At 72.9% G+C, this 19,234-nt stretch carries 17 protein-coding genes; 5 read left to right on the forward strand and 12 right to left on the reverse strand.

Annotated elements, in window-relative coordinates:
• Positions 1 to 136 precede the first annotated feature (136 nt).
• Both ABC795_RS10725 and ABC795_RS10730 read right to left on the reverse strand, forming a co-directional pair.
• Positions 137 to 1,672, reverse strand: a complete 1,536-nt coding sequence (locus ABC795_RS10725; protein WP_347057171.1) for an AMP-binding protein — start codon at positions 1,670 to 1,672, stop codon at positions 137 to 139.
• Positions 1,673 to 1,913: 241 nt separating this feature from the next.
• Complete coding sequence (locus tag ABC795_RS10730; protein WP_347057172.1) at positions 1,914 to 2,672, reverse strand: Sir2 family NAD-dependent protein deacetylase; 759 nt, start codon at positions 2,670 to 2,672, stop codon at positions 1,914 to 1,916.
• 375 nt (positions 2,673 to 3,047) lie between these two features.
• On the opposite strand from ABC795_RS10730, the gene ABC795_RS10735 reads away from it, so the two are divergent.
• The 4 genes from ABC795_RS10735 to ABC795_RS10750 are packed head-to-tail and all read left to right on the forward strand — an operon-like array spanning position 3,048 to position 8,250.
• Positions 3,048 to 5,906, forward strand: coding sequence for an aconitate hydratase (locus tag ABC795_RS10735; protein ID WP_347057173.1), 2,859 nt, complete (start codon positions 3,048 to 3,050; stop codon positions 5,904 to 5,906).
• Between the two features lie 17 nt (positions 5,907 to 5,923).
• Positions 5,924 to 6,685, forward strand: coding sequence for an SDR family oxidoreductase (locus tag ABC795_RS10740; protein WP_347057174.1), 762 nt, complete (start codon positions 5,924 to 5,926; stop codon positions 6,683 to 6,685).
• Positions 6,686 to 6,695: 10 nt separating this feature from the next.
• Positions 6,696 to 7,451, forward strand: coding sequence for a CbiX/SirB N-terminal domain-containing protein (locus ABC795_RS10745; RefSeq protein WP_347057175.1), 756 nt, complete (start codon positions 6,696 to 6,698; stop codon positions 7,449 to 7,451).
• Positions 7,452 to 7,467: 16 nt separating this feature from the next.
• The gene (locus tag ABC795_RS10750; protein ID WP_347057176.1) at positions 7,468 to 8,250 is read left to right on the forward strand and encodes a DUF881 domain-containing protein; all 783 of its coding nucleotides are present in this window, start codon (positions 7,468 to 7,470) and stop codon (positions 8,248 to 8,250) included.
• A 7-nt stretch (positions 8,251 to 8,257) separates the two neighbouring features.
• Here ABC795_RS10750 and ABC795_RS10755 read toward each other — a convergent pair whose 3' ends face one another.
• The 5 genes from ABC795_RS10755 to ABC795_RS10775 form a co-directional block, all read right to left on the reverse strand.
• Positions 8,258 to 8,722 (reverse strand): SgcJ/EcaC family oxidoreductase, encoded by a 465-nt coding sequence (locus ABC795_RS10755; protein WP_347057177.1) that lies wholly within the window; start codon positions 8,720 to 8,722, stop codon positions 8,258 to 8,260.
• A 249-nt stretch (positions 8,723 to 8,971) separates the two neighbouring features.
• Positions 8,972 to 10,864 (reverse strand): ABC transporter ATP-binding protein, encoded by a 1,893-nt coding sequence (locus tag ABC795_RS10760; RefSeq protein ID WP_347057178.1) that lies wholly within the window; start codon positions 10,862 to 10,864, stop codon positions 8,972 to 8,974.
• Between the two features lie 76 nt (positions 10,865 to 10,940).
• Positions 10,941 to 11,732, reverse strand: coding sequence for an enoyl-CoA hydratase/isomerase family protein (locus ABC795_RS10765; protein ID WP_347057179.1), 792 nt, complete (start codon positions 11,730 to 11,732; stop codon positions 10,941 to 10,943).
• Positions 11,729 to 11,956, reverse strand: coding sequence for a helix-turn-helix domain-containing protein (locus ABC795_RS10770; RefSeq protein WP_347057180.1), 228 nt, complete (start codon positions 11,954 to 11,956; stop codon positions 11,729 to 11,731). Before ABC795_RS10770 ends, ABC795_RS10765 begins: the two co-directional genes overlap by 4 nt.
• 261 nt (positions 11,957 to 12,217) lie before the next feature.
• Complete coding sequence (locus ABC795_RS10775; RefSeq protein WP_347057181.1) at positions 12,218 to 13,819, reverse strand: ABC-F family ATP-binding cassette domain-containing protein; 1,602 nt, start codon at positions 13,817 to 13,819, stop codon at positions 12,218 to 12,220.
• An 84-nt stretch (positions 13,820 to 13,903) separates the two neighbouring features.
• On the opposite strand from ABC795_RS10775, the gene ABC795_RS10780 reads away from it, so the two are divergent.
• A complete protein-coding gene (locus ABC795_RS10780) occupies positions 13,904 to 15,730 on the forward strand; it encodes a hypothetical protein (RefSeq protein WP_347057182.1) in 1,827 nt (608 codons plus the stop codon).
• Between the two features lie 111 nt (positions 15,731 to 15,841).
• Here the strand turns inward: ABC795_RS10780 and ABC795_RS10785 are convergent, their stop codons facing one another.
• From ABC795_RS10785 to ABC795_RS10805, 5 genes are read right to left on the reverse strand one after another with little or no spacing between them, the layout of a single operon-like run.
• Positions 15,842 to 16,234 (reverse strand): metal-sulfur cluster assembly factor, encoded by a 393-nt coding sequence (locus ABC795_RS10785; RefSeq protein ID WP_347057183.1) that lies wholly within the window; start codon positions 16,232 to 16,234, stop codon positions 15,842 to 15,844.
• Positions 16,231 to 16,740 carry a Fe-S cluster assembly sulfur transfer protein SufU gene (gene sufU / locus ABC795_RS10790; protein WP_347057184.1) on the reverse strand — a complete coding sequence of 170 codons (510 nt, stop codon included), beginning with the start codon at positions 16,738 to 16,740 and terminating at the stop codon, positions 16,231 to 16,233. Before sufU ends, ABC795_RS10785 begins: the two co-directional genes overlap by 4 nt.
• Complete coding sequence (locus tag ABC795_RS10795) at positions 16,741 to 18,069, reverse strand: cysteine desulfurase (RefSeq protein WP_347057185.1); 1,329 nt, start codon at positions 18,067 to 18,069, stop codon at positions 16,741 to 16,743.
• Positions 18,066 to 18,851, reverse strand: coding sequence for a Fe-S cluster assembly ATPase SufC (sufC, locus tag ABC795_RS10800; RefSeq protein ID WP_347057186.1), 786 nt, complete (start codon positions 18,849 to 18,851; stop codon positions 18,066 to 18,068). The genes ABC795_RS10795 and sufC overlap by 4 nt, the downstream gene beginning before the upstream one ends.
• 16 nt (positions 18,852 to 18,867) lie before the next feature.
• Positions 18,868 to 19,233: a non-heme iron oxygenase ferredoxin subunit gene (locus tag ABC795_RS10805; protein WP_347057187.1), complete on the reverse strand. Its 366-nt coding sequence runs from the start codon at positions 19,231 to 19,233 to the stop codon at positions 18,868 to 18,870.
• Position 19,234 lies beyond the last annotated feature (1 nt).

Below are 19,234 nucleotides of genomic sequence, written 5' to 3' on the forward strand. Positions count from 1 at the left end.
ACCGGCACCCCGGGAGGGCGCCGCTGTGCTGGTGTTCGGTGCGGACGGGGACGTCGTTGAGCGCTCCTCACCCCGAAGGGTGGGACGGCCGGGTGCGGAGCGCCGTCGCCCCGGGAGCCTGCCGACTCCCGGCTGCTCAGTTGACCCTGCGGTCGGAGCCGGACCAGAACTCCTCGCGCAGCTTGAACTTCTGGATCTTCCCGGTGGCGGTCCGGGCCAGCTGGTCGCGGAACTCGACCCGCTTGGGCGCCTTGTAGCCGGCCAGGCGCGCCCTGCAGTGGGTGATGATGTCGGCCTCCGTGGCCTGCTCCCCCTCGGCCAGGACGACGATCGCGGTCACCATCTCGCCCCACTTGTCGTCGGGGATGCCGATGACCGCCACCTCCGCGATGGCCGGGTGGCTGAAGACGACGTCCTCGACCTCGATCGAGGAGACGTTCTCGCCGCCCGTGATGATCACGTCCTTCTTGCGGTCGGAGATCGTCAGGTAACCGTGCTCGTCGATCGATCCGCCGTCGCCGGTGTGGAACCAGCCGCCCTCCAGCGCCTCCGCCGAGGCGTCGGGGTTCTCCCAGTAACCGGCCAGCACGGTGTTGCTGCGCGCGAGCACCTCGCCGCTGTCGCTCACCGCCATCCGCGTGCCGATCACGGGCACCCCGGCGCGGGACAGCCGCTTGGCGCGTTCTTCGGCGTCCAGGCCGTCGTACTCGGCGCGCGGCCGGTTGATGGTGAGCAGGGGCGCGGTCTCGGTGAGGCCGTAGATCTGGTTGAACTCCCACCCGAGCTCGGCCTCGACGCGGGCGATGGTCCGCGAGGGCGGCGGCGCACCGGCGACGACGATCCGCACCCGATCGCGCCCGGGGATCTCGCCGTCCCAGTCCCCGGCGGCCTCCAGGACGGCGTTCCAGACCGCCGGCGCCCCCGCCATCACCGTCACGCCGTGCTGGTCGACGCGGCGCAGGATCTCCGCGCCGTCGATCTTCCGGATCACCACCTGGCGAGCGCCGACCCCCGCCATGGCGTACGGCAGGCCCCAGCCGTTGCAGTGGAACATCGGCAGGGTGTGCATGTAGACGTCCCGGTCGCTGACCTGCATGTGCATGCCGAAGGTGACCGCGTTGACCCAGATGTTGCGGTGGGTCATCTGCACGCCCTTGGGCCGCGCCGTCGTGCCGCTCGTGTAGTTGATGGTCGCCGTGGCGTCCTCGTCTGGCTCCGACCACGGCCGGGGCTCGGCGTCGAAGCGGAGCAGCTGCTCGTACTCCTCCCCCGTCCCGAAGCGGTGCTCGGCCCGCACGCTCTTCAGCGAGGTCTCCAGCTCGGGGTCGACCAGCAGCACCCGGGCACCGGAGTGCCCGACTATGTACTCCACCTCCTCCGGCTGCAGCCGGAAGTTGATCGGCACGGCGACGCGGCCCGACGACGGCACGGCCAGCAGCAGCTCGAGCAGCCGGGCGGAGTTGTGGCTCACGATCGCCACCCGCTCCCCCTCGCCGATGCCCAGCGCGTCGAGCCCGGCCTGCAGGGCGCGGCCCCGCCGGGCCACCTCCCGGTAGGTGACGTCCCCGAGCGACGGGGCGGGCTGCGCCGGCTCGTCGACGACGCCGACGCGGTCGCCGTAGACCAGCTCGGCGCGGTCGAGGAAGTCGCGACTGGTGAGGGGGACGCGCATGCCGGCTCCCGGAGGTGCTGGGCCGGCACGAGGCCGGCCGAAGACGTGGTCCCCGTCACGCTATCGGCCGTCGGGGACGACGACGAACCGGTGCGCTCCGCTCAGGCCGATGGCGCGGAACCAGCCGGAGGAGCCGACGTCGCATCCCGCGGCCACGTCGTCGCCTGGCCGCTGTTCGCGACGACCAGGTCACCCGGGCTCACGGGCCCTGGCTCGCCACCGGTCGTGAGCCAGCACACCGTCAGCCGGCCGCGACCAGCTTCGGCAGGGCGCTCCCGATCGGCTCCCGGACGACGAGGTCCGCCACGTCGTCGTACGGCGTGGGCTGGGCGTTGACCACGACGACGCGCGCACCGTTCGCCACCGCGATGTCGACGAGGCCGGCCGCCGGGTGCACGGTCAGGGAGGTGCCGACCGCGAGGAGCACGTCGCAGTCGGCGGCGGCCGCCGCCGCGGCGTCGATCACCGCGGGGTCGAGCATCTGCCCGAAGCTGATCGTCGCCGACTTGAGGATGCCGCCGCAGGCCCGGCACGCGGGGTCGGGATCCCCGGCCGCCACCCGGTCCAGCGCCTCCTGCATCGTCGTCCGCGCGCGGCAGCCCAGGCACTCGACCTCGTGCACGGTGCCGTGGATCTCCAGCACCCGGTCGGGCGCCGACCCGGCGGCCTGGTGCAGGCCGTCGACGTTCTGGGTGATCAGCGTGCGCAGCCGCCCCTGGCCCTCGAGGTCGACCAGGGCCGCGTGCCCCGCGTTGGGGCGCACGTCGAGCGCGCCCATGTCCCGGCGCATCAGCCAGGCCCGGCGGCGGATGTCGGGGTCGCCCACGTAGTACGACAGCGTCACGAGCTTCTCGGCGTCCGGATCGCGCGTCCAGACGCCGTTCGGTCCCCGGTAGTCGGGGATGCCGCTGTCGGTCGAGATGCCCGCGCCGGTGAGCGCGGTGATGCGGGAGGCGGCGGTGAGCCAGCCGGGCAGGGGTTCGGGGACGACGCCGGTCACGCCCGCCACGGTAGGGCCGCGCGGCGGGTTCCCGCGCGCGCCGGCCGCCCGGCCGGCGGGAGGAGCAGGACGACCGCGCAGGCGTAGGCGCCGCCCAGCAGCGGCGCGATGGGACGCCGGTGCACGGCCCCACGCCCCCGGGCGGAGGCGTGCCCTCCCCGGGGCACGCGTCCCCCGAACGCCGGTTGCGACGGGTGCGGCGGTCCGGGCGGCACGGACACCGCCGGACCCGGGCCCGCCGACGTGTTTCCCGGGCCGTGATACAGGTCACCGGGTGAGGGAAGGGTCGCCTGACTCGGTCCACCCGGCCGCGAACTGGGATGATCGAGGGTGGTCAACGAAGCGTGATGAACCACGAGGGGTAGGCGCAGAGCAGTGGCAGCCAGCAAGGACACCTTCGGAGCACGGGCGACGCTCTCCGTCGACGGCACCGACTACGACATCTACCGGCTCGACGCGGTGGAGGGCTCCGAGAAGCTGCCCTTCAGCCTCAAGGTCCTCCTCGAGAACCTGCTGCGCACCGAGGACGGTGCGGACATCACCGCCGATCACATCCGGGCGATCGCCAACTGGGACCCGTCGGCCGAGCCCGACCAGGAGATCCAGTTCACCCCGGCGCGCGTGGTCATGCAGGACTTCACGGGCGTCCCCTGCATCGTCGACCTCGCCACCATGCGCGAGGCCATGGCCGACCTCGGTGGCGACCCGAACAAGATCAACCCGCTCGCGCCGGCCGAGCTGGTCATCGACCACTCCGTGATCGCCGACGTCTTCGGCACGCCGGAGAGCTTCGAGCGCAACGTCGAGATCGAGTACGAACGCAACGGCGAGCGCTACCAGTTCCTCCGCTGGGGCCAGGGCGCGTTCGACGACTTCAAGGTCGTCCCCCCGGGCACCGGCATCGTCCACCAGGTGAACATCGAGCACCTGGCGCGCGTGGTCTTCCCGCGCCAGGAGGGCGACAAGGTCATCGCCTACCCCGACACCTGCGTCGGCACCGACAGCCACACCACGATGGTCAACGGCCTCGGCGTGCTGGGCTGGGGCGTCGGCGGCATCGAGGCCGAGGCCGCGATGCTCGGCCAGCCCGTCTCGATGCTCATCCCCCGCGTGGTCGGCTTCAAGCTGACCGGTCAGCTGCCCGACGGCGCCACGGCGACCGACCTCGTGCTGACCATCACCGAGATGCTCCGCGAGCACGGTGTGGTCGGGAAGTTCGTCGAGTTCTACGGCGCCGGCGTCTCCGCCGTCCCGCTGGCCAACCGCGCCACGATCGGCAACATGAGCCCGGAGTTCGGCTCCACCGCGGCGATGTTCCCCATCGACGAGGAGACCATCACCTACCTCACGCTCACCGGCCGCTCCGAGGAGCAGGTCAAGCTGGTCGAGGCCTACGCCAAGGAGCAGGGCCTCTGGCACGACCCGTCCCGCGAACCGGCCTTCTCCGAGTACCTGGAGCTGGACCTCGCCACCGTCGTCCCGTCGATCGCCGGGCCGAAGCGCCCGCAGGACCGCGTGGCGATCACCGAGGCGAAGCCGGCGTTCCGCACGTCGCTGGCGAACTACGTGGCCGACGACGAGACCGGCGGCGAGGACCGCAAGCCCGGAGTTCCCGGCCAGGAGCAGCCCTACGGCGTCGAGTCCGCGGCCGACGAGGCCTCGGCCGAGTCCTTCCCCGCGTCCGACCCGGTCAGTCCCTTCGCCTCCGGCAACGGGGAGGCCGGCAAGCCGAACCACCAGACCGTCCCGGACCGGGTGCCCGACCGCCCCTCCAAGCCCACCCGGGTGGTCATGGAGGACGGCACGGAGACCTACGTCGACCACGGCCACGTCGTGATCGCCGCGATCACCTCCTGCACCAACACCTCCAACCCGCAGGTGATGATCGGCGCCGCGCTGCTGGCGAAGAACGCCGTCGAGCGCGGTCTGACCAGCAAGCCGTGGGTGAAGACGACGCTGGCCCCCGGGTCCAAGGTCGTCATGGACTACTACGAGAAGGCCGAGCTCACCCCGTACCTGGAGAAGCTGGGCTTCTACCTGGTGGGCTACGGGTGCACCACCTGCATCGGCAACTCCGGCCCGCTCCCCGAGCCGGTCTCCAACGCCGTGAACGAGGCCGACCTCGCCGTCGTCTCGGTGCTCTCGGGCAACCGGAACTTCGAGGGCCGGATCAACCCCGACGTCAAGATGAACTACCTGGCGTCCCCGCCGCTGGTCATCGCCTACGCCCTGGCCGGCTCGATGGATGTCGACCTGAACAACGAACCCCTCGGCCAGGACGCCGACGGCAACGACGTCTTCCTGCGCGACATCTGGCCCTCTCCGCAGGAGGTCCAGCGGGTCATCGACCACGCCGTCTCGGCCGAGCAGTTCGGCCGCAGCTACGAGGACGTCTTCGCCGGCACCGAGCAGTGGCAGAACCTGCCCACGCCCACCGGTGACACCTTCGAGTGGGCCGAGGAGAGCACCTACGTCCGGCGTCCTCCGTACTTCGAGGGCATGCCGGCCGAGCCTGCTCCGGTCGAGGACATCACCGGCGCCCGCACCCTCGCGGTGCTCGGCGACTCGGTCACGACCGACCACATCTCCCCGGCCGGTTCGATCAAGGCCGACAGCCCCGCGGGCAAGTACCTGCGCGAGCACGGGGTGGACCGTCGCGACTTCAACTCCTACGGCTCGCGCCGCGGGAACCACGAGGTCATGATCCGCGGCACCTTCGCCAACATCCGGCTGCGCAACCAGCTGGTGCCCGGCACCGAGGGTGGGGTCACCAAGAACCACCTGACCGGCGAGACGACGACGATCTACGACGCCTCGCGCGCCTACATCGACGCCGGCATCCCGCTGGTCGTGCTGGCCGGCAAGGAGTACGGGTCCGGCTCGTCGCGCGACTGGGCCGCCAAGGGCACCGCGCTGCTGGGCGTCAAGGCCGTCATCGCCGAGAGCTACGAGCGCATCCACCGCTCGAACCTCATCGGCATGGGCGTCCTGCCGCTGCAGTTCCCCGAGGGCGAGAACCGCGAGTCGCTCGGCCTGACCGGCGACGAGGAGTTCACCATCACCGGGATCACCGCGCTGAACGACGGCGAGGTCCCGCGCACGGTGAAGGTGAAGGCCGGCGAGGTGGAGTTCGACGCCCGCGTCCGGATCGACACCCCCGGTGAGGCGAACTACTACCGCAACGGCGGGATCATGCAGTACGTCCTGCGGTCGCTGCGCGGCTCCGCCGCCTGATCCGGAGGGACTGAGTCGTGGACCTGGGCCTGGGTGGCCGCGGATTCCTGCTGACCGGCGCGAGCCGGGGGCTGGGGTTCGCGACCGCCCGGGCCCTCGTCGACGACGGGGCCCGGGTGCTGGTCAGCTCCCGGTCCGAGGACGGCGTCGCGCAGGCGGTCACCGCGCTGGGCGGGCCGCCGTCCGCGCACGGGCTGACCGCCGACCTCGCCGACGCGGCGGCCGCGGAGCGGCTGGTCACCGCAGCCCGTGACCGCCTGGGCGGGGTCGACGGCGCGCTCATCTCGGTGGGCGGCCCGACCCCCGGCTCGGTGCTGCAGACCGCCGAGGACGACTGGCGCGCCGGCGTCGACACGGTGCTGCTCGGCCCGCTGCGCCTGGTGAAGGCGCTGGTGCCCCACCTCGGCGAGGGCGCCGTCATCGTGTTCGTCCTCTCCACCTCGGTGCGCCAGCCGATCGGGCACCTGGCGATCTCCAACGGCCTGCGCCCCGGGCTGGCGATGACGGCGAAGGCGCTGGCCGACGAGCTGGGACCACGGGGCATCCGGGTGCTCGGACTGCTACCGGGGACCATCGCGACCGACCGGATCACCGAGATCGAGGCCGCGTCCGGGGAGGCGGCCGCCATGCGCGCGCGAACCGAGGCCGGCATCCCGCTGCGCCGGGTCGGCCGCCCCGAGGAGTTCGCCCGGGTGGCGGCGTTCGCCCTCTCCCCGGCCGCCTCCTACCTCACCGGGACGATGGTCGCCGTCGACGGCGGCGTCACCCGCGCCCTGTGACCACTGCTCCGTGACTCCCGCCGTTCCGTCCCCGGTGCTGGTCGCCTGCGCCCACGGCACCCGCAACCCCACCGGCCGCCGGCTGATCGCCGAGCTCGCCCTCGCCGCCCGAGCCCGGCGCGCCGGGCTCGTGACGACCGCGGCGTTCGTCGACGTGCAGCCACCCACGGTCGTCGACGTCGTGGCCGGTCTGTCGGCCGAGGGACGGCCGGCGGTCGTCGTCCCGCTGCTGCTGTCGGGCGGCTACCACGTGCACGTGGACATCGCCCGGGCCGTGGCGCAGGCCGACGGCGCCATCGCGGCCCGGCCCCTCGGGCCCGATCCGCGGCTGGCTGCCGTGCTGCGCGACCGGCTCGTGCAGGCCGGCGCCGACCCCGGTGATCCCCGCACCGCCGTCGTGGTCGCCGCCGCCGGCTCCAGCGACCACCGCTCCGTGGCCGACGTGGAGCGGACGGCGGCGCTGCTGCAGGAGGCGTGGAGTGGTCCGGTCACCACCGGATACGGCTCCGCCGCCCGCCCCGCGGTGCCCGACGCGGTCACGGCTGCCCGGGCCGCCGGTGCCGCGACCGTCGTGGTCGCGTCCTACCTGCTCGCGCCGGGCCACTTCCACGACAAGCTCCGCGGGGCGGGCGCCGACGTCGTCACCGCTCCCCTGCTGCCGGACGAGCGGATCGCCGCGGTCCTGCTCGACCGGTACGACGCCGCGGTCGGCGTCCGCACCGGCTCGCTGACCCGGCCGGGCACCACCGGCACGCTGCGGCGCTGACCTACTGTGGAGCTCGATGGAGCGCCAGCCGACGACCGACGAGGTGCCGGACCCGTCGCCGGAGTCGCCGGCGTCGGAGAACGGCTCCCAGCCGGCTGCCTCCACCGGCGGTGAACGCTCTACCTCCACTAGAGGGTCAGTTCCACGTCGCAGCTGGCGCCGTCCGGTCGCCGCCCTGGCCACCGCCGGGCTGACCGTAGCGCTGGGGTTCGCGCTCACCGTCCAGATCCGGAGCACGGCCGAGCCGGAGGTCCGGGACCTGCGGCGCGAGCAGGACCTCGTCCTCATCCTCGACGAGCTCAACGCCCGCGAGGAGGCGCTGCGACGGCAGATCGGCGAGACCCGGCAGACCGTCGAGGAACTCAGCAGCGGCCAGGAGCAGTCCGGCAGCGCCCTGGCCGAGGCCCGGACACGCGCCGAGGCCATCGGCATCCTCGCCGGCACGCTCCCGGCCACGGGCCCCGGCCTGCGCATCACGATCCAGGATCCGGACGGCGCGGTACCGGCGTCGGTGGTGCTCGGCGCGATCCAGGAGCTCCGGGGCGCCGGCGCGGAGGCCCTCCAGGTCGACGGCGTGCGGGTGATCGCGTCCAGCGCGGTCACCGGAACCCCGGGCGACCTGCGCATCGACGGCGAGCGGCTGAGCGCCCCCTACGACGTCCGTGCCGTCGGCCCGCCGGCCGCGATGGCCGTCGCGCTCCAGGTCTCCGGCGGCATCATCGCCGACATCGGCCGGGTGGGCGGCAAGGCCGTTGTCGAGCAGGCCGACGTCGTCACGGTCGACGCCACCGTCGGCTGAGCGCCGCTCACTGCGGGATGAGCAGCCCCCGCAGCTCCTCGGTGAGCGCCTCCCGGGCCTCCGGGTGCTGGTCCCAGGCCGCGGGAGTCGCCTGGAACAGCGAGATCCGCCACCGGCCGCGCCCCTCGTCGACGGCGACCATCGTGTGCACGGCGTTCAGGTCGGGGTCGAGGTCGCTGCCGCCGGCGGGGATCATCCCGGCGTGCGCCGTCAGCATCGCGACGCCCTCGCCGATCGGCCGCACCGAGCGGACCACCGCGACATAGGCGGGGGTCTGGTGGGAACCGAAGACCTGGCGCAGGTCCGCGGCGATGGAGAGCCGACCGCGGTGATGCGTGCCGTCGAATCCGATGATGTCGCCGTCGTCGGCGAACCCGGCCGCCACCGCCGCACCGCTGCGCCGGTTCCACCCGTCGATGAACTGGGCGTAGAGCGAACGGATCTGGGTGTCCTGCGGGTGCGCTGCGGTCACGTCTCCTCCTCGCTGGCGTCCGCCGGTTCGTCCGACGCCTGCTGTGGTTCTGCGTGACCGCGCCAGCCCGGTCACGTGCCCCGGGCTGCGGTCGCCTGGGACAGGAGTGACGCTAGTGGTCGCGAGCGCTCGCTCGTCCGACCCCCGCCGGAGTTCCACCCCGTCTGATCTGCTCGTTCGACCGTTTCCCGAGCGCCCGCGACAGCCCGTGCCCGGCTGTGCGCGCAGCGCCACGAGAACTCGGTGCGGTCACCCGACAGCGGCGGCGTCGTGCTCGTTGCGGGCGAACTGGGTCCGGTAGAGATCGGCGTACCGGCCGTCCCGGGCGAGCAGCTCCTCGTGGGTCCCCTGCTCGACGATCCGACCACCGTCGACCACCAGGATCTGGTCCGCGCTGCGGATGGTGGAGAGCCGGTGGGCGATGACCAGGGAGGTGCGCCCGGCCAGTGCGGTGTCGAGCGCGTGCTGGACCGCGGCCTCGGACTCGCTGTCCAGGTGGGCGGTCGCCTCGTCGAGGATGACGATGCCGGGCGCCTTGAGGAGCACGCGGGCGATCGCCAGGCGCTGCTTCTCGCCGCCGGAGAGCCGGTAGCCCCGGTCGCCCACCACCGTGTCCAGCCCCTCGGGCAGCGAGTGCACGAGGTCGCCGATGCGGGCGCCGGTCAGCGCATCCCACAACTGCTCGTCCGAGGCCTCCGGGCGGGCGTAGCGGAGGTTGGCGCGGATGGTGTCGTGGAAGAGGTGCGCGTCCTGGCTGACGACGCCGATGGCGTCGCGGAGGGAGCCGAAGGTGGCATGCCGGACGTCCACTCCCCCGACCCGGACGGCTCCCCCGGTCACGTCGTACAGCCGCGGTACCAGGTTGGCGATGGTCGACTTGCCCGCGCCGGAGTGGCCGACCAGCGCGACGAGCTGCCCGGGCTCCACCCGGAAGCTGACGTCGTGCAGCACGTCCACCGGCCCGCCGTGCTCGGGCAGGGACACCTCCTCCAGCGACGGCAGCGAGACATCTGCACCCGCCGGGTAGCTGAACGAGACGGAGTCGAACTCGATCGACCGGTCGTCGGCCGGCACGGGGACGGCGTCGGGCGCCTCCCGGATCATCGGCGGCAGGTCCAGCACCTCGAAGACGCGGTCGAAGCTGACCATCGCGCTCATCACGTCGACCCGCACGTTCGACAGCGCGGTCAGCGGGCCGTACAACCGGGACAGCAGCAGGGCCAGCGCCACGACGTCGCCGGCGCTGAGGGTGCCGGTGAAGGCCAGCCAGCCGCCCAGGCCGTAGACGAGCGCGGTGGCCAGCGCGGCGACCAGCGTCAGCGCGGTGAAGAACGTCCGGCCGTACATGGCCGAGAGCACGCCGATGTCCCGCACCCGCGCGGCGCGGCCTCGGAAGGACTCCGCCTCGACGGTGGGCCGGCCGAACAGCTTGACCAGCAACGCGCCGGCGACGTTGAAGCGTTCGGTCATCGTCGCGTTCATCGACGCGTTGAGCGAGTAGGACTCCCGGGTGATCTCCTGCAGCCGGCTGCCGATGCGCCGGGCGGGCATGACGAACACCGGCACGAGCAGCAGCGACAGCAGCGTGATCTGCCAGGACAGCGTGAACATGACGCCGGCGGTGAGCACCAGGCCGATGACGTTGGAGACCACGCCGGAGAGCGTGGACGTGAACGCCTGCTGGGCCCCGATGACGTCGTTGTTCAGCCGGCTGACCAGCGCGCCGGTCTGGGTGCGGGTGAAGAACGCGACCGGCATCCGCTGCACGTGCTCGAACACCTGGCTGCGCAGGTCGTAGATGACGCCCTCGCCGATCCGGGCGGAGTACCAGCGGGTGGCCAGCGAGATGGCGGCGTCGACGACCGCGAGGCCTGCGATGAGCAGCGCGATCCGGACGATGCCGGCCGCGGTGCCCTCGAGCCCGGCGATCCGGTTGACGATGTTCCCGGCCAGCAGCGGGGTGATCACCCCGATGACCGAGGACCCGACGACCAGGACCAGGAACGTGGTCAGCTCCCGCTTGTAGGGCCGGGCTATGCCGAGGATCCGCCGGACGGTCCCTTTCGGCAGCCGACGTGCGGTCACCGCCGGATCGCGCCGGAACGACCGCATCGCCGCCATGGAGGTCATGGGACCGTCCACCGAACCTCCTCCGTGCGCCGCTTCCGACCCGGCGGATCGTCCAACCGCGGCGCGACGGCGGTTGTTCCGCCGACCGTCAGCGACCGCCGGCGAGGTCGTGCAGGCGCTCCACCTGGGCGGCCCGCTCCGCCGCGTCCTGGGTCGGGAAGTCGTTGCGCACGGCCGATCGCACCAACGCCGCGGTCGCCCTGCTGGCCCCGGCCGGCGGCGCCAGCAGGGCGGCGGTGAGGTCGCCGACGACGTCGTCCAGCTCCGTCCCCGGCACGACCGCGGTGGCCAGGCCGATCGCCCGGGCCTCCGCCGCGCTCACGGCGCGGCCGGTCAGGCACAGCTCCAACGCTCGCGAGTAGCCCACCAGCTCGACCAGTGTGCTCGTCCCGGTCAGGTCGGGGACCAGGCCGAGGGTGACCTCCGGCAGCCGGAGCTGGGCGTCCTCGGCGAACACCCGCAGGTCGCAGGCGAGGGCCAGCTGCGCACCCGCGCCGATGGCGTGCCCCTGCACCGCGGCGATCGAGACGACGCCCGACGAGCGCAGCCAGCGGAAGCCTGCCTGGTAGGCGCGGATGCGCTCCTGCGCCTCCTCCACCGGCAGGCGGACGAGCTCGCCGAGCCCGCCGTGCGTGGTGGAGGAGGTGTCGAACATGCTCCGGTCCAGGCCGGCCGAGAAGGCCCGGCCCGCGCCACGCACGACGACGACGCGGACGTCGTCGTCGAGCGAGGCGCCCACGTCGGCCAAGGCCGACCAGGTGGCCGGCGTCTGGGCGTTGAGCTGGTCCGGGCGGTCGAGCGTGACGGTGAGGACGGCGCCGTCGCGGCTCGTCCGCACGAAGCCGGACCCGGACGGAGAGCTGGAGAGGTCTGCGATCACGCCTTCTTGCTATTCCGGTTGGCCCCGCCGCGGCTGCGCAGCGAGGCCCCGGACTCCGACAGGAGCCGGTGCACGAAGCCGTAGGACCGGTTCGTGGAGGTGGCCAGCGACCGGATGCTCTCGCCCTCGTCGTACCGCTTGCGCAGCTCGTCGGCGAGCGTGGACCGGTCTCCGCCGGTGATCCGCTTGCCCTTGCCGAGGTCCGCAGTGCTCGTGTCGGCCATGGCTCCCCTCCGTGTCGGCCACCGCCCACCGGCACAGAGATGCCGGGCGCGCGGCGACCCGTTGTTGGCTGTCGCCGTGGTGCCGCCGTCCCGTCGACCACGGCTCCCTCGAACCCATGATCACCCAGACGCGGGACGTCGGCCATGCGAAAGGTGACCTGCCGAGCGGGGCCCGGAGGGTCCCCCAGGAAGGTCACGGACACGCGGCACGCGCAGGGGGACGGCACCCGGCCGCGGTGTCGGCTGGAGGCCGACGATGTATCAGGCCAGTTCCACCAGGTCGGCGAGGTCCTCGCTCCAGGCGTCCTCGGTGCCGTCGGGCAGCATGATGACCTTGTCGGGGTTCAACGCCCGCACCGCGCCCTCGTCGTGGGTGACCAGCACGATGGCGCCGGCGTAGGTACGCAGCGCCTCCAGCACCTGCTCCCGGCTGGCCGGGTCGAGGTTGTTCGTCGGCTCGTCGAGCAGCAGCACGTTGGCGCCGGAGACGACCAGGGTGGCCATGGCCAGCCGGGTGCGCTCACCGCCGGAGAGCGTGCCGGCCCGCTGGTCGACGGCCTCGCCGGAGAACAGGAACGCGCCGAGGATCCGCCGCAGCTCGGTGTCGGTGCTGTCCGGGGCCGCGGAGCGCATGTTCTCCAGCAGCGACCGGTCCATGTCGATCGTCTCGTGCTCCTGCGCGTAGTAACCGATCCGCAGCCCGTGCCCCGGCTTGACCTCGCCGGTGTCCGGGCTCTCGGTGCCGGCCAGCATCCGCAGGAGGGTGGTCTTGCCCGCGCCGTTGAGCCCGAGGACGACGACGCGGGCGCCCTTGTCCACCGCGAGGTCGACGTCGGTGAAGATCTCCAGCGAGCCGTAGCTCTTCGACAGGCCCTCGGCGGTCAGCGGGGTCCGGCCGCAGTTCGCGGGCGTCGGGAACCGCAGCTTGGCGACCTTGTCCTGCACCCGGACGTCGGCCAGCCCGGCGGCGAGCCGTTCGGCCCGTTTGTCCATGCTCTTGGCGGCCTTCGCCTTGGTGGCCTTGGCGCGCATCTTGTCGGCCTGGGCGTTGAGCGTGTCGATCTTCCGCTCGGTGTTGGCCCGCTCCTGCTTGCGGCGGCGCTCGTCGGTCTCCCGCTGGGCCAGGTAGGGCTTCCAGCCGAGGTTGTAGATGTCCACGGTCGCCCGGTTGGCGTCCAGGTGCCACACCTTGTTGACGACGGCGTCGAGCAGCTCGACGTCGTGGCTGATGACGATCAGGCCACCCTTGTGGCTGGAGAGGAAGCCCTTGAGCCAGGTGATCGAGTCGCCGTCGAGGTGGTTGGTCGGCTCGTCGAGCAGCAGCGTCTCGGCGTCGGAGAACAGGATGCGGGCCAGCTCGACCCGGCGCCGCTGCCCGCCGGACAGGGTCCGCAGCGGCTGCGCCAGGACGCGGTCGGGCAGGCCGAGGTTGGTGCAGATGCGGGCGGCGTCGCTCTCCGCGGCGTACCCCCCGAGGGCGGCGAACTGGTCCTCCAGGCGCCCGTACCGACGGACGGCCTTGTCGCGCTCGGCGTCGTCGGCCGGCTCGGCCATGGCCACCTGGGCCTTGACCATCTGGTTGCGGATCACGTCGAGGCCGCGGCCGGACAGGACCCGGTCGCTGGCGGTGATGTCGAGGTCGCCGCTGCGCGGGTCCTGCGGCAGGTAACCGATCTCGCCGCTGACCTCGACCTTGCCGGTGTGCGGCAGCCGCTCCCCGGCGAGGGTGGTCAGCGTCGTCGTCTTGCCCGCACCGTTGCGCCCCACCAGGCCGATGCGGTCACCCGGCTGCACCCGCAGGTTGGCCTCGCTGAGGAGGATGCGGGCGCCGGCGCGCAGCTCCAGGCCCGTCGTCGTGATCACTGCACCCAGGGTAGGCGCTTCTCGGCCCCGTTCCGAACGGTTCGCCGGTGATTCGGGCGGCATCGCCGCGGGCACGGTGCTGCGGTGACCCCGGGGACGCGTCCGACGCAGCCGGCGGCGCCGCCGTCGGTGCCCCCGTTCCCGTACGCGGCGCACCCGCCGCAGGTCCTGCTGACCGTGGGCGCCGTCCTGCTGGTCAGCGCCGGCGCGACCCTGGCGTCGGCCTACGGTGGTCCGCTCGTGCGGGGGGCGCTCCTGGTGCTCGCCGTCGCGGCCGCCGCGGGTTCGGTCCGGGCGGACCGGGCGGGGCTGCGCAGCTCGGCCGAGACGTTCGCGGCCAGCGCGGCGGGCCTGGCGCTGGCGGCGAGCGACATCGGCGGCGCCCTCCGCACCGGTGATCCGCTGCTGCCGCTGGCCCTGACCGGCGTCTTCCTGGCGGTCGCCCGCCTCTCCCCCGCCACCGCGGCGTGGCCGCTGGCGGCGTGGGCCGGCCTACAGGTGACGGTGCTGCGCGTGCTGGGGTCGGTGCCCGAACTGCTGCGCACCGAGTTCGTCCTGGCCGTCGCGCTCGTCGGGCTGGCGGTGGCGCTGTTCGGCCGGCCGCTGGTCGCGCGGGTGGTGATGGCCACGACCGCCCCGTGGTTCGCCGCCGGGGTGCTGGCCGGGTTGGCCGAGGCCTGGACGGCGGGGGCCGGCGACCGGTGGCCGGCCGCCGCGCTGATGGCAGGTGCCGCCGGGGGGCTGCTGCTGGCGCGGCTGCGGGAGCCGCTCGACGTGCTGCTCGGCCCGCCCCGGCTGGTCCCCGTCGTCTGCGGTGCCGTGACCGGCGTCGCCGTCGCCGGCTCCTCCTCCGCCGGCGGGCCCGTCGCCGTCGCGGTGGCCGGGTTCGCCGGCGTCCTGGTCGCCGCGGTGGCGGCCGGTGAGCTGTCGGGGTGGCGCCGAGGGCTGTTCCTGCCCGTGGCGCTGTCCGGCGGCGTGCTGCTGGCTGCGTCGTCGATCGGTCGCCTGGTCGCGGGCGCCCACTGGTCGGCGCTGGCGCTGCTGCTGCTCCTGACGGCGGCCCCGACGGTGTGGGTCGCGGCGCTGCGCCCCGACGACCGGCCGGTGGCGGCTCCGACGGCGGTGGGCTGCCTGGCCGGCGCAGCGCTCCTGGGCCTGCCCGACGGCTGGGCCTCCCCCGCCGGCGCGGCTGTGCTGCTGACCGTCCTCTACGTGGCCTCGCTCGGTACGGCCGCCGCCCTCGAGCGCGACTCCCGGCGGGCCACCGTGCTCGCCGCCGCGGCCGTCGCCGCCCTGGCCGTGCTGCTCCTGGTGGCCGAGGGCGAGCGGGGACAGGTCCTGGTCCACCTGACCGTGCAGGGCGCGGCGACGCTGGCGCGGGCGGGGTGGACCGGGCGCGCGGCGCGCCGGGACGCCGGCACCGAGGACGACGCCTCGGCCGCCTGGCGGGTGGGTGCGGCCCAGCTGGTGCTCGCCGCGTGGATCGCGGCGGCGCTCGGTGGCACGGCCACGGTCGAGGCCTACACCCTGCCCGCAGCCGCGGGGCTGCTGCTGGCGGCCGGCCGCGGGCTGGTGCGCGAGGCGTCCTGGCCGTCGTGGGGGCCGGGCCTGGTGACGGCGGCAGCACCGTCGACCGCGCTCGCCGTCCTCTCCCCCGACGCACCGCGCGGGGTGCTGGTGCTGGCCGTGGCGGCGGTCGCGATGGTGGCCGGTGCCCGCGCCGGCATCCGCGCGCCGCTGCTGGTCGGGGCGCTCTCGACGCTCGTGCTGGCCCTGGGGCTCGCGGTGCGCGCGCTGCCGTGGCCGGTGGGCACCGCGCTGGTCGTGGGGACCGCGCTGCTGCTCATCGGCATGCGGCGTGAGCGCGCCCCGGTCGCCGGCTTCGCCGCCCGCCTCGCCGACCTCAGGTGAGCCCCGGCCCGGAGACGACGATGTCCCTGGAACGGGCATTCCGGGCGGCGGAATGCCCGTTCCAGGGACACTGCGTGACGAGCTCAGCCCCCTGATCGGCGGGGGGTCGGTCTAGACGCGGAAGCCGAGGGCGCGCAGCTGCTCGCGACCGTCGTCGGTGATCTTGTCCGGGCCCCACGGCGGCATCCAGACCCAGTTGATCCGGATGTCGTCGACCAGGCCGGGGCCGGGGCCACCGGTGAGGGCCTGGCGCGCCTGGTCCTCGATGACGTCGGTCAGCGGGCAGGCCGCCGAGGTCAGCGTCATGTCGATGATCGCGACGTTGCTGTCGTCGACGTCGAGGCCGTAGACCAGGCCGAGGTCGACGACGTTGACCCCCAGCTCGGGGTCGACGACGTCGCGCATGGCCTCTTCGAGGTCCTCCAGCAGCGCGGACTTGTAGGCAGGCAGGTCGCCGGGCGCGCCGTCGGTGGCCGGGGTGGCGTTCTCGGTGGTCTCGCTCATGCTGTCTGACCTCCGGTCGGGGTGGCGGGGTGGGCGGCAGGCGCAGCGGCGGTGGGCTGGGCGGCCGACACCGCTCGGGCGGACGCGTCCTTCAACGCCATCCAGCTCATCAACGCGCATTTGATGCGCGCTGGGTACCTGGACACACCGGCGAACGCGACGGCGTCCTCCAGCTCGTCCTCGAGCTTCTCGGCGACCGACGGGTCGCCCTTGGCCTGCATGAGGGTCATGAAGTGCTCCCCGGTCGCCAGGGCCTCGGTCACGCGCTTGCCGACCACCAGGTCGTACATCGCCGACACCGAGGCCTGGCTGATCGAGCAGCCCATGCCCTCGTACGACACGTCGGCGACCGTGTCGCCGTCGAGCTTGACCCGCAGGGTGACCTCGTCCCCGCACGTCGGGTTGACGTGGTGGACCTCGGCGTCGAACGGGTCGCGCAGACCGCGTCCGTGCGGGTTCTTGTAGTGGTCCAGGATGATGTCCTGGTACATCGACTCCAGCTGCAACTAGCTCACCTCGCCGGGTACAACACCGAAGAACCGCTGGGCTTCCCGGATTCCGTCGGCGAGCGCGTCGATGTCGTCGTAGCCGGTGTGCACGTAGAACGTCGCGCGCGCGGTCGCCGGCACGCCGTAGCGCCGGACGACTGGCCAGGCGCAGTGGTGCCCCACCCGGACGGCGATGCCGAGGTCGTCGAGCACCTGGCCGACGTCGTGCGGGTGGATGCCCTCGACGGTGAACGAGATGGCTCCCCCGCGGGCGACGGTGTCGGCCGGGCCGATCACGGTGACGCCGGGGATCTCGGCCAGCTTCGCCAGCGCGTAGCCGGTGAGCACCTTCTCGTGCTCCTCGACCGTGTCCATGCCGAGGGCCTGCAGGTAGTCGACGGCGGCGCCGAGCCCGATCACCTGGGCGGTCATGGGAACGCCGGCCTCGAAGCGCTGCGGCGGCGGCATGAAGGTGCTGCCCTCCATGCGCACGACCTCGATCATCGAGCCGCCGGTGAGGAAGGGCGGGAGCTTGTCCAGCACCTCGTAGCGGCCCCAGAGGACACCGACGCCCGTGGGCCCCAGCATCTTGTGGCCGGAGAACACCAGGAAGTCCGCACCCAGCGTGGTGACGTCGACCGGCTGGTGCGGCACCGACTGCGCGCCGTCGACCAGCACCAGGGCACCGACCTCGTGGGCCCGGGCGACGATCTCCTCGAGCGGGTTGATCGTGCCGAGGATGTTCGACTGCTGGGTGACCGCGACCAGCTTGGTCCGCTCGTTGACCACGTCCGACAGGTTCGAGAGGTCCAGCCGGCCGTCGTCGGTGAGGCCGAGCCAGCGCAGGGTCGCCCCGGTGCGCTCGCACAGCTGCTGCCACGGGATGAGGTCGGCGTGGTGCTCCATCTCGGTGACCACGATCTCGTTCCCCTGGCCGACCGCGTAGGTGCGGAACTCCGGCTCCTTGGCCGTGACCGCGTTGGACAGCGCGTACGCGACGAGGTTGATCGCCTCGGTGGTGTTGCGGGTGAAGACGATCTCGTTCTCGGGTGCACCGATGAACGCGCCGATCTTCGCCCGGGCGGCCTCGTAGGCACCGGTCGCCTCCTCGGCGAGCTGGTGCGCTCCCCGGTGCGGCGCGGCGTTGACGTTCTCGTAGAACCAGCGCTCGGCGTCGAGCACCTGGCGCGGTTTCTGCGAGGTGGCTCCGGAGTCGAGGTAGACCAGCCGCTTCCCGTCGCGCACGGTGCGCGTCAGGATCGGGAAGTCCGCCCGGATCGCCTCGACGTCCAGCGGCAGGGGCACCTCCGGCGCCCCGGCACCGGGACGCGAGACGGTCTGGGTCATGACTGGGCAACCTCCGCGGACGCCTTGACGTAGGACGCGTAGCCCTCGTCCTCGAGCTTGGCCGCCAGCTCCGGGCCGCCCTCGTCGACGACCTTGCCGGCGACGAACACGTGCACGAAGTCGGGCTTGATGTACTTCAGGATCCGCGTGTAGTGCGTGATCAGCAGGACGCCGACGTCGCTGTCCTCGCGGCTGCGGTTCACGCCCTCGGACACCACGCGCAGGGCGTCGACGTCGAGGCCGGAGTCGGTCTCGTCGAGGATCGCGATGGCCGGCTTGAGCAGCCGCATCTGCAGGATCTCATGGCGCTTCTTCTCACCGCCGGAGAAGCCCTCGTTGACGTTGCGCTCGGCGAACGCCGAGTCCATCTCCAGGCCCGCCATCTCGGTCTTGACGTCCTTGACCCAGGTGCGCAGCTTGGGCGCCTCGCCCTTGACGGCGGTGGCGGCGGTGCGGAGGAAGTTCGACACCGAGACGCCGGGGACCTCGACCGGGTACTGCATGGCGAGGAACAGGCCGGCGCGGGCGCGCTCGTCGACGCTCATCTCGAGCACGTTCTCGCCGTCGAGCGTGACGGTGCCCCCGGTGATCGTGTACTTGGGGTGGCCGGCGATCGAGTAGGCCAGGGTCGACTTGCCCGACCCGTTGGGGCCCATGATGGCGTGCGTCTCGCCCGAGCGGACGGTCAGGTCGACGCCGCGGAGGATCTCCTTGGCGTCCGGGTGGGTGGGCGAGTCACCGCCCACGCTGACGTGCAGGTCGCGGATCTCCAGAACGGACACTTCTCTTCTCGCTCCTTCATTCACCGGCCGCGTGGGGAAGGACGTCGTCGGACACAGCGCTTGCTTCTGTGTCGACGAGCACGTCCTCTCCCTCCACGCGGACCGGGTAGACGTCGACCGGCTCGGTGGCCGGCAGGTTGGTGGGTTCGCCGGTGCGCAGGTCGAAGCACGACCCGTGCAGGAAGCACTCGATGGTGGGAGCGCCGTCGACGGTCTCGACGTCGCCATCGGTCAGGGGGACGTCGGCGTGCGAGCACCGGTCCTCCAGGGCGTAGACCTGGCCCTCGAACCGGACGACGGCGACGTCGATGTCCGCGAGCTCGACCCTCAGAGAGCCGTTCTCCGGGACGTCGGACAGCGCGCAGACCCGCTCGAACGCCATG

This window comes from Blastococcus sp. HT6-30, from assembly GCF_039729015.1.
Lineage (GTDB): Bacteria > Actinomycetota > Actinomycetes > Mycobacteriales > Geodermatophilaceae > Blastococcus.

Coding starts and splice junctions, on each gene's coding strand:
- ABC795_RS10795 (WP_347057185.1), bottom strand. CDS start 18,069: ATGACCCAGACCGTCTCGCGTCCCGGTGCCGGGGCGCCGGAGGTGCCC.
- ABC795_RS10770 (WP_347057180.1), bottom strand. CDS start 11,956: ATGGCCGACACGAGCACTGCGGACCTCGGCAAGGGCAAGCGGATCACC.
- ABC795_RS10725 (WP_347057171.1), bottom strand. CDS start 1,672: ATGCGCGTCCCCCTCACCAGTCGCGACTTCCTCGACCGCGCCGAGCTG.
- ABC795_RS10750 (WP_347057176.1), top strand. CDS start 7,468: ATGGAGCGCCAGCCGACGACCGACGAGGTGCCGGACCCGTCGCCGGAG.
- ABC795_RS10805 (WP_347057187.1), bottom strand. CDS start 19,233: ATGGCGTTCGAGCGGGTCTGCGCGCTGTCCGACGTCCCGGAGAACGGC.
- ABC795_RS10785 (WP_347057183.1), bottom strand. CDS start 16,234: ATGAGCGAGACCACCGAGAACGCCACCCCGGCCACCGACGGCGCGCCC.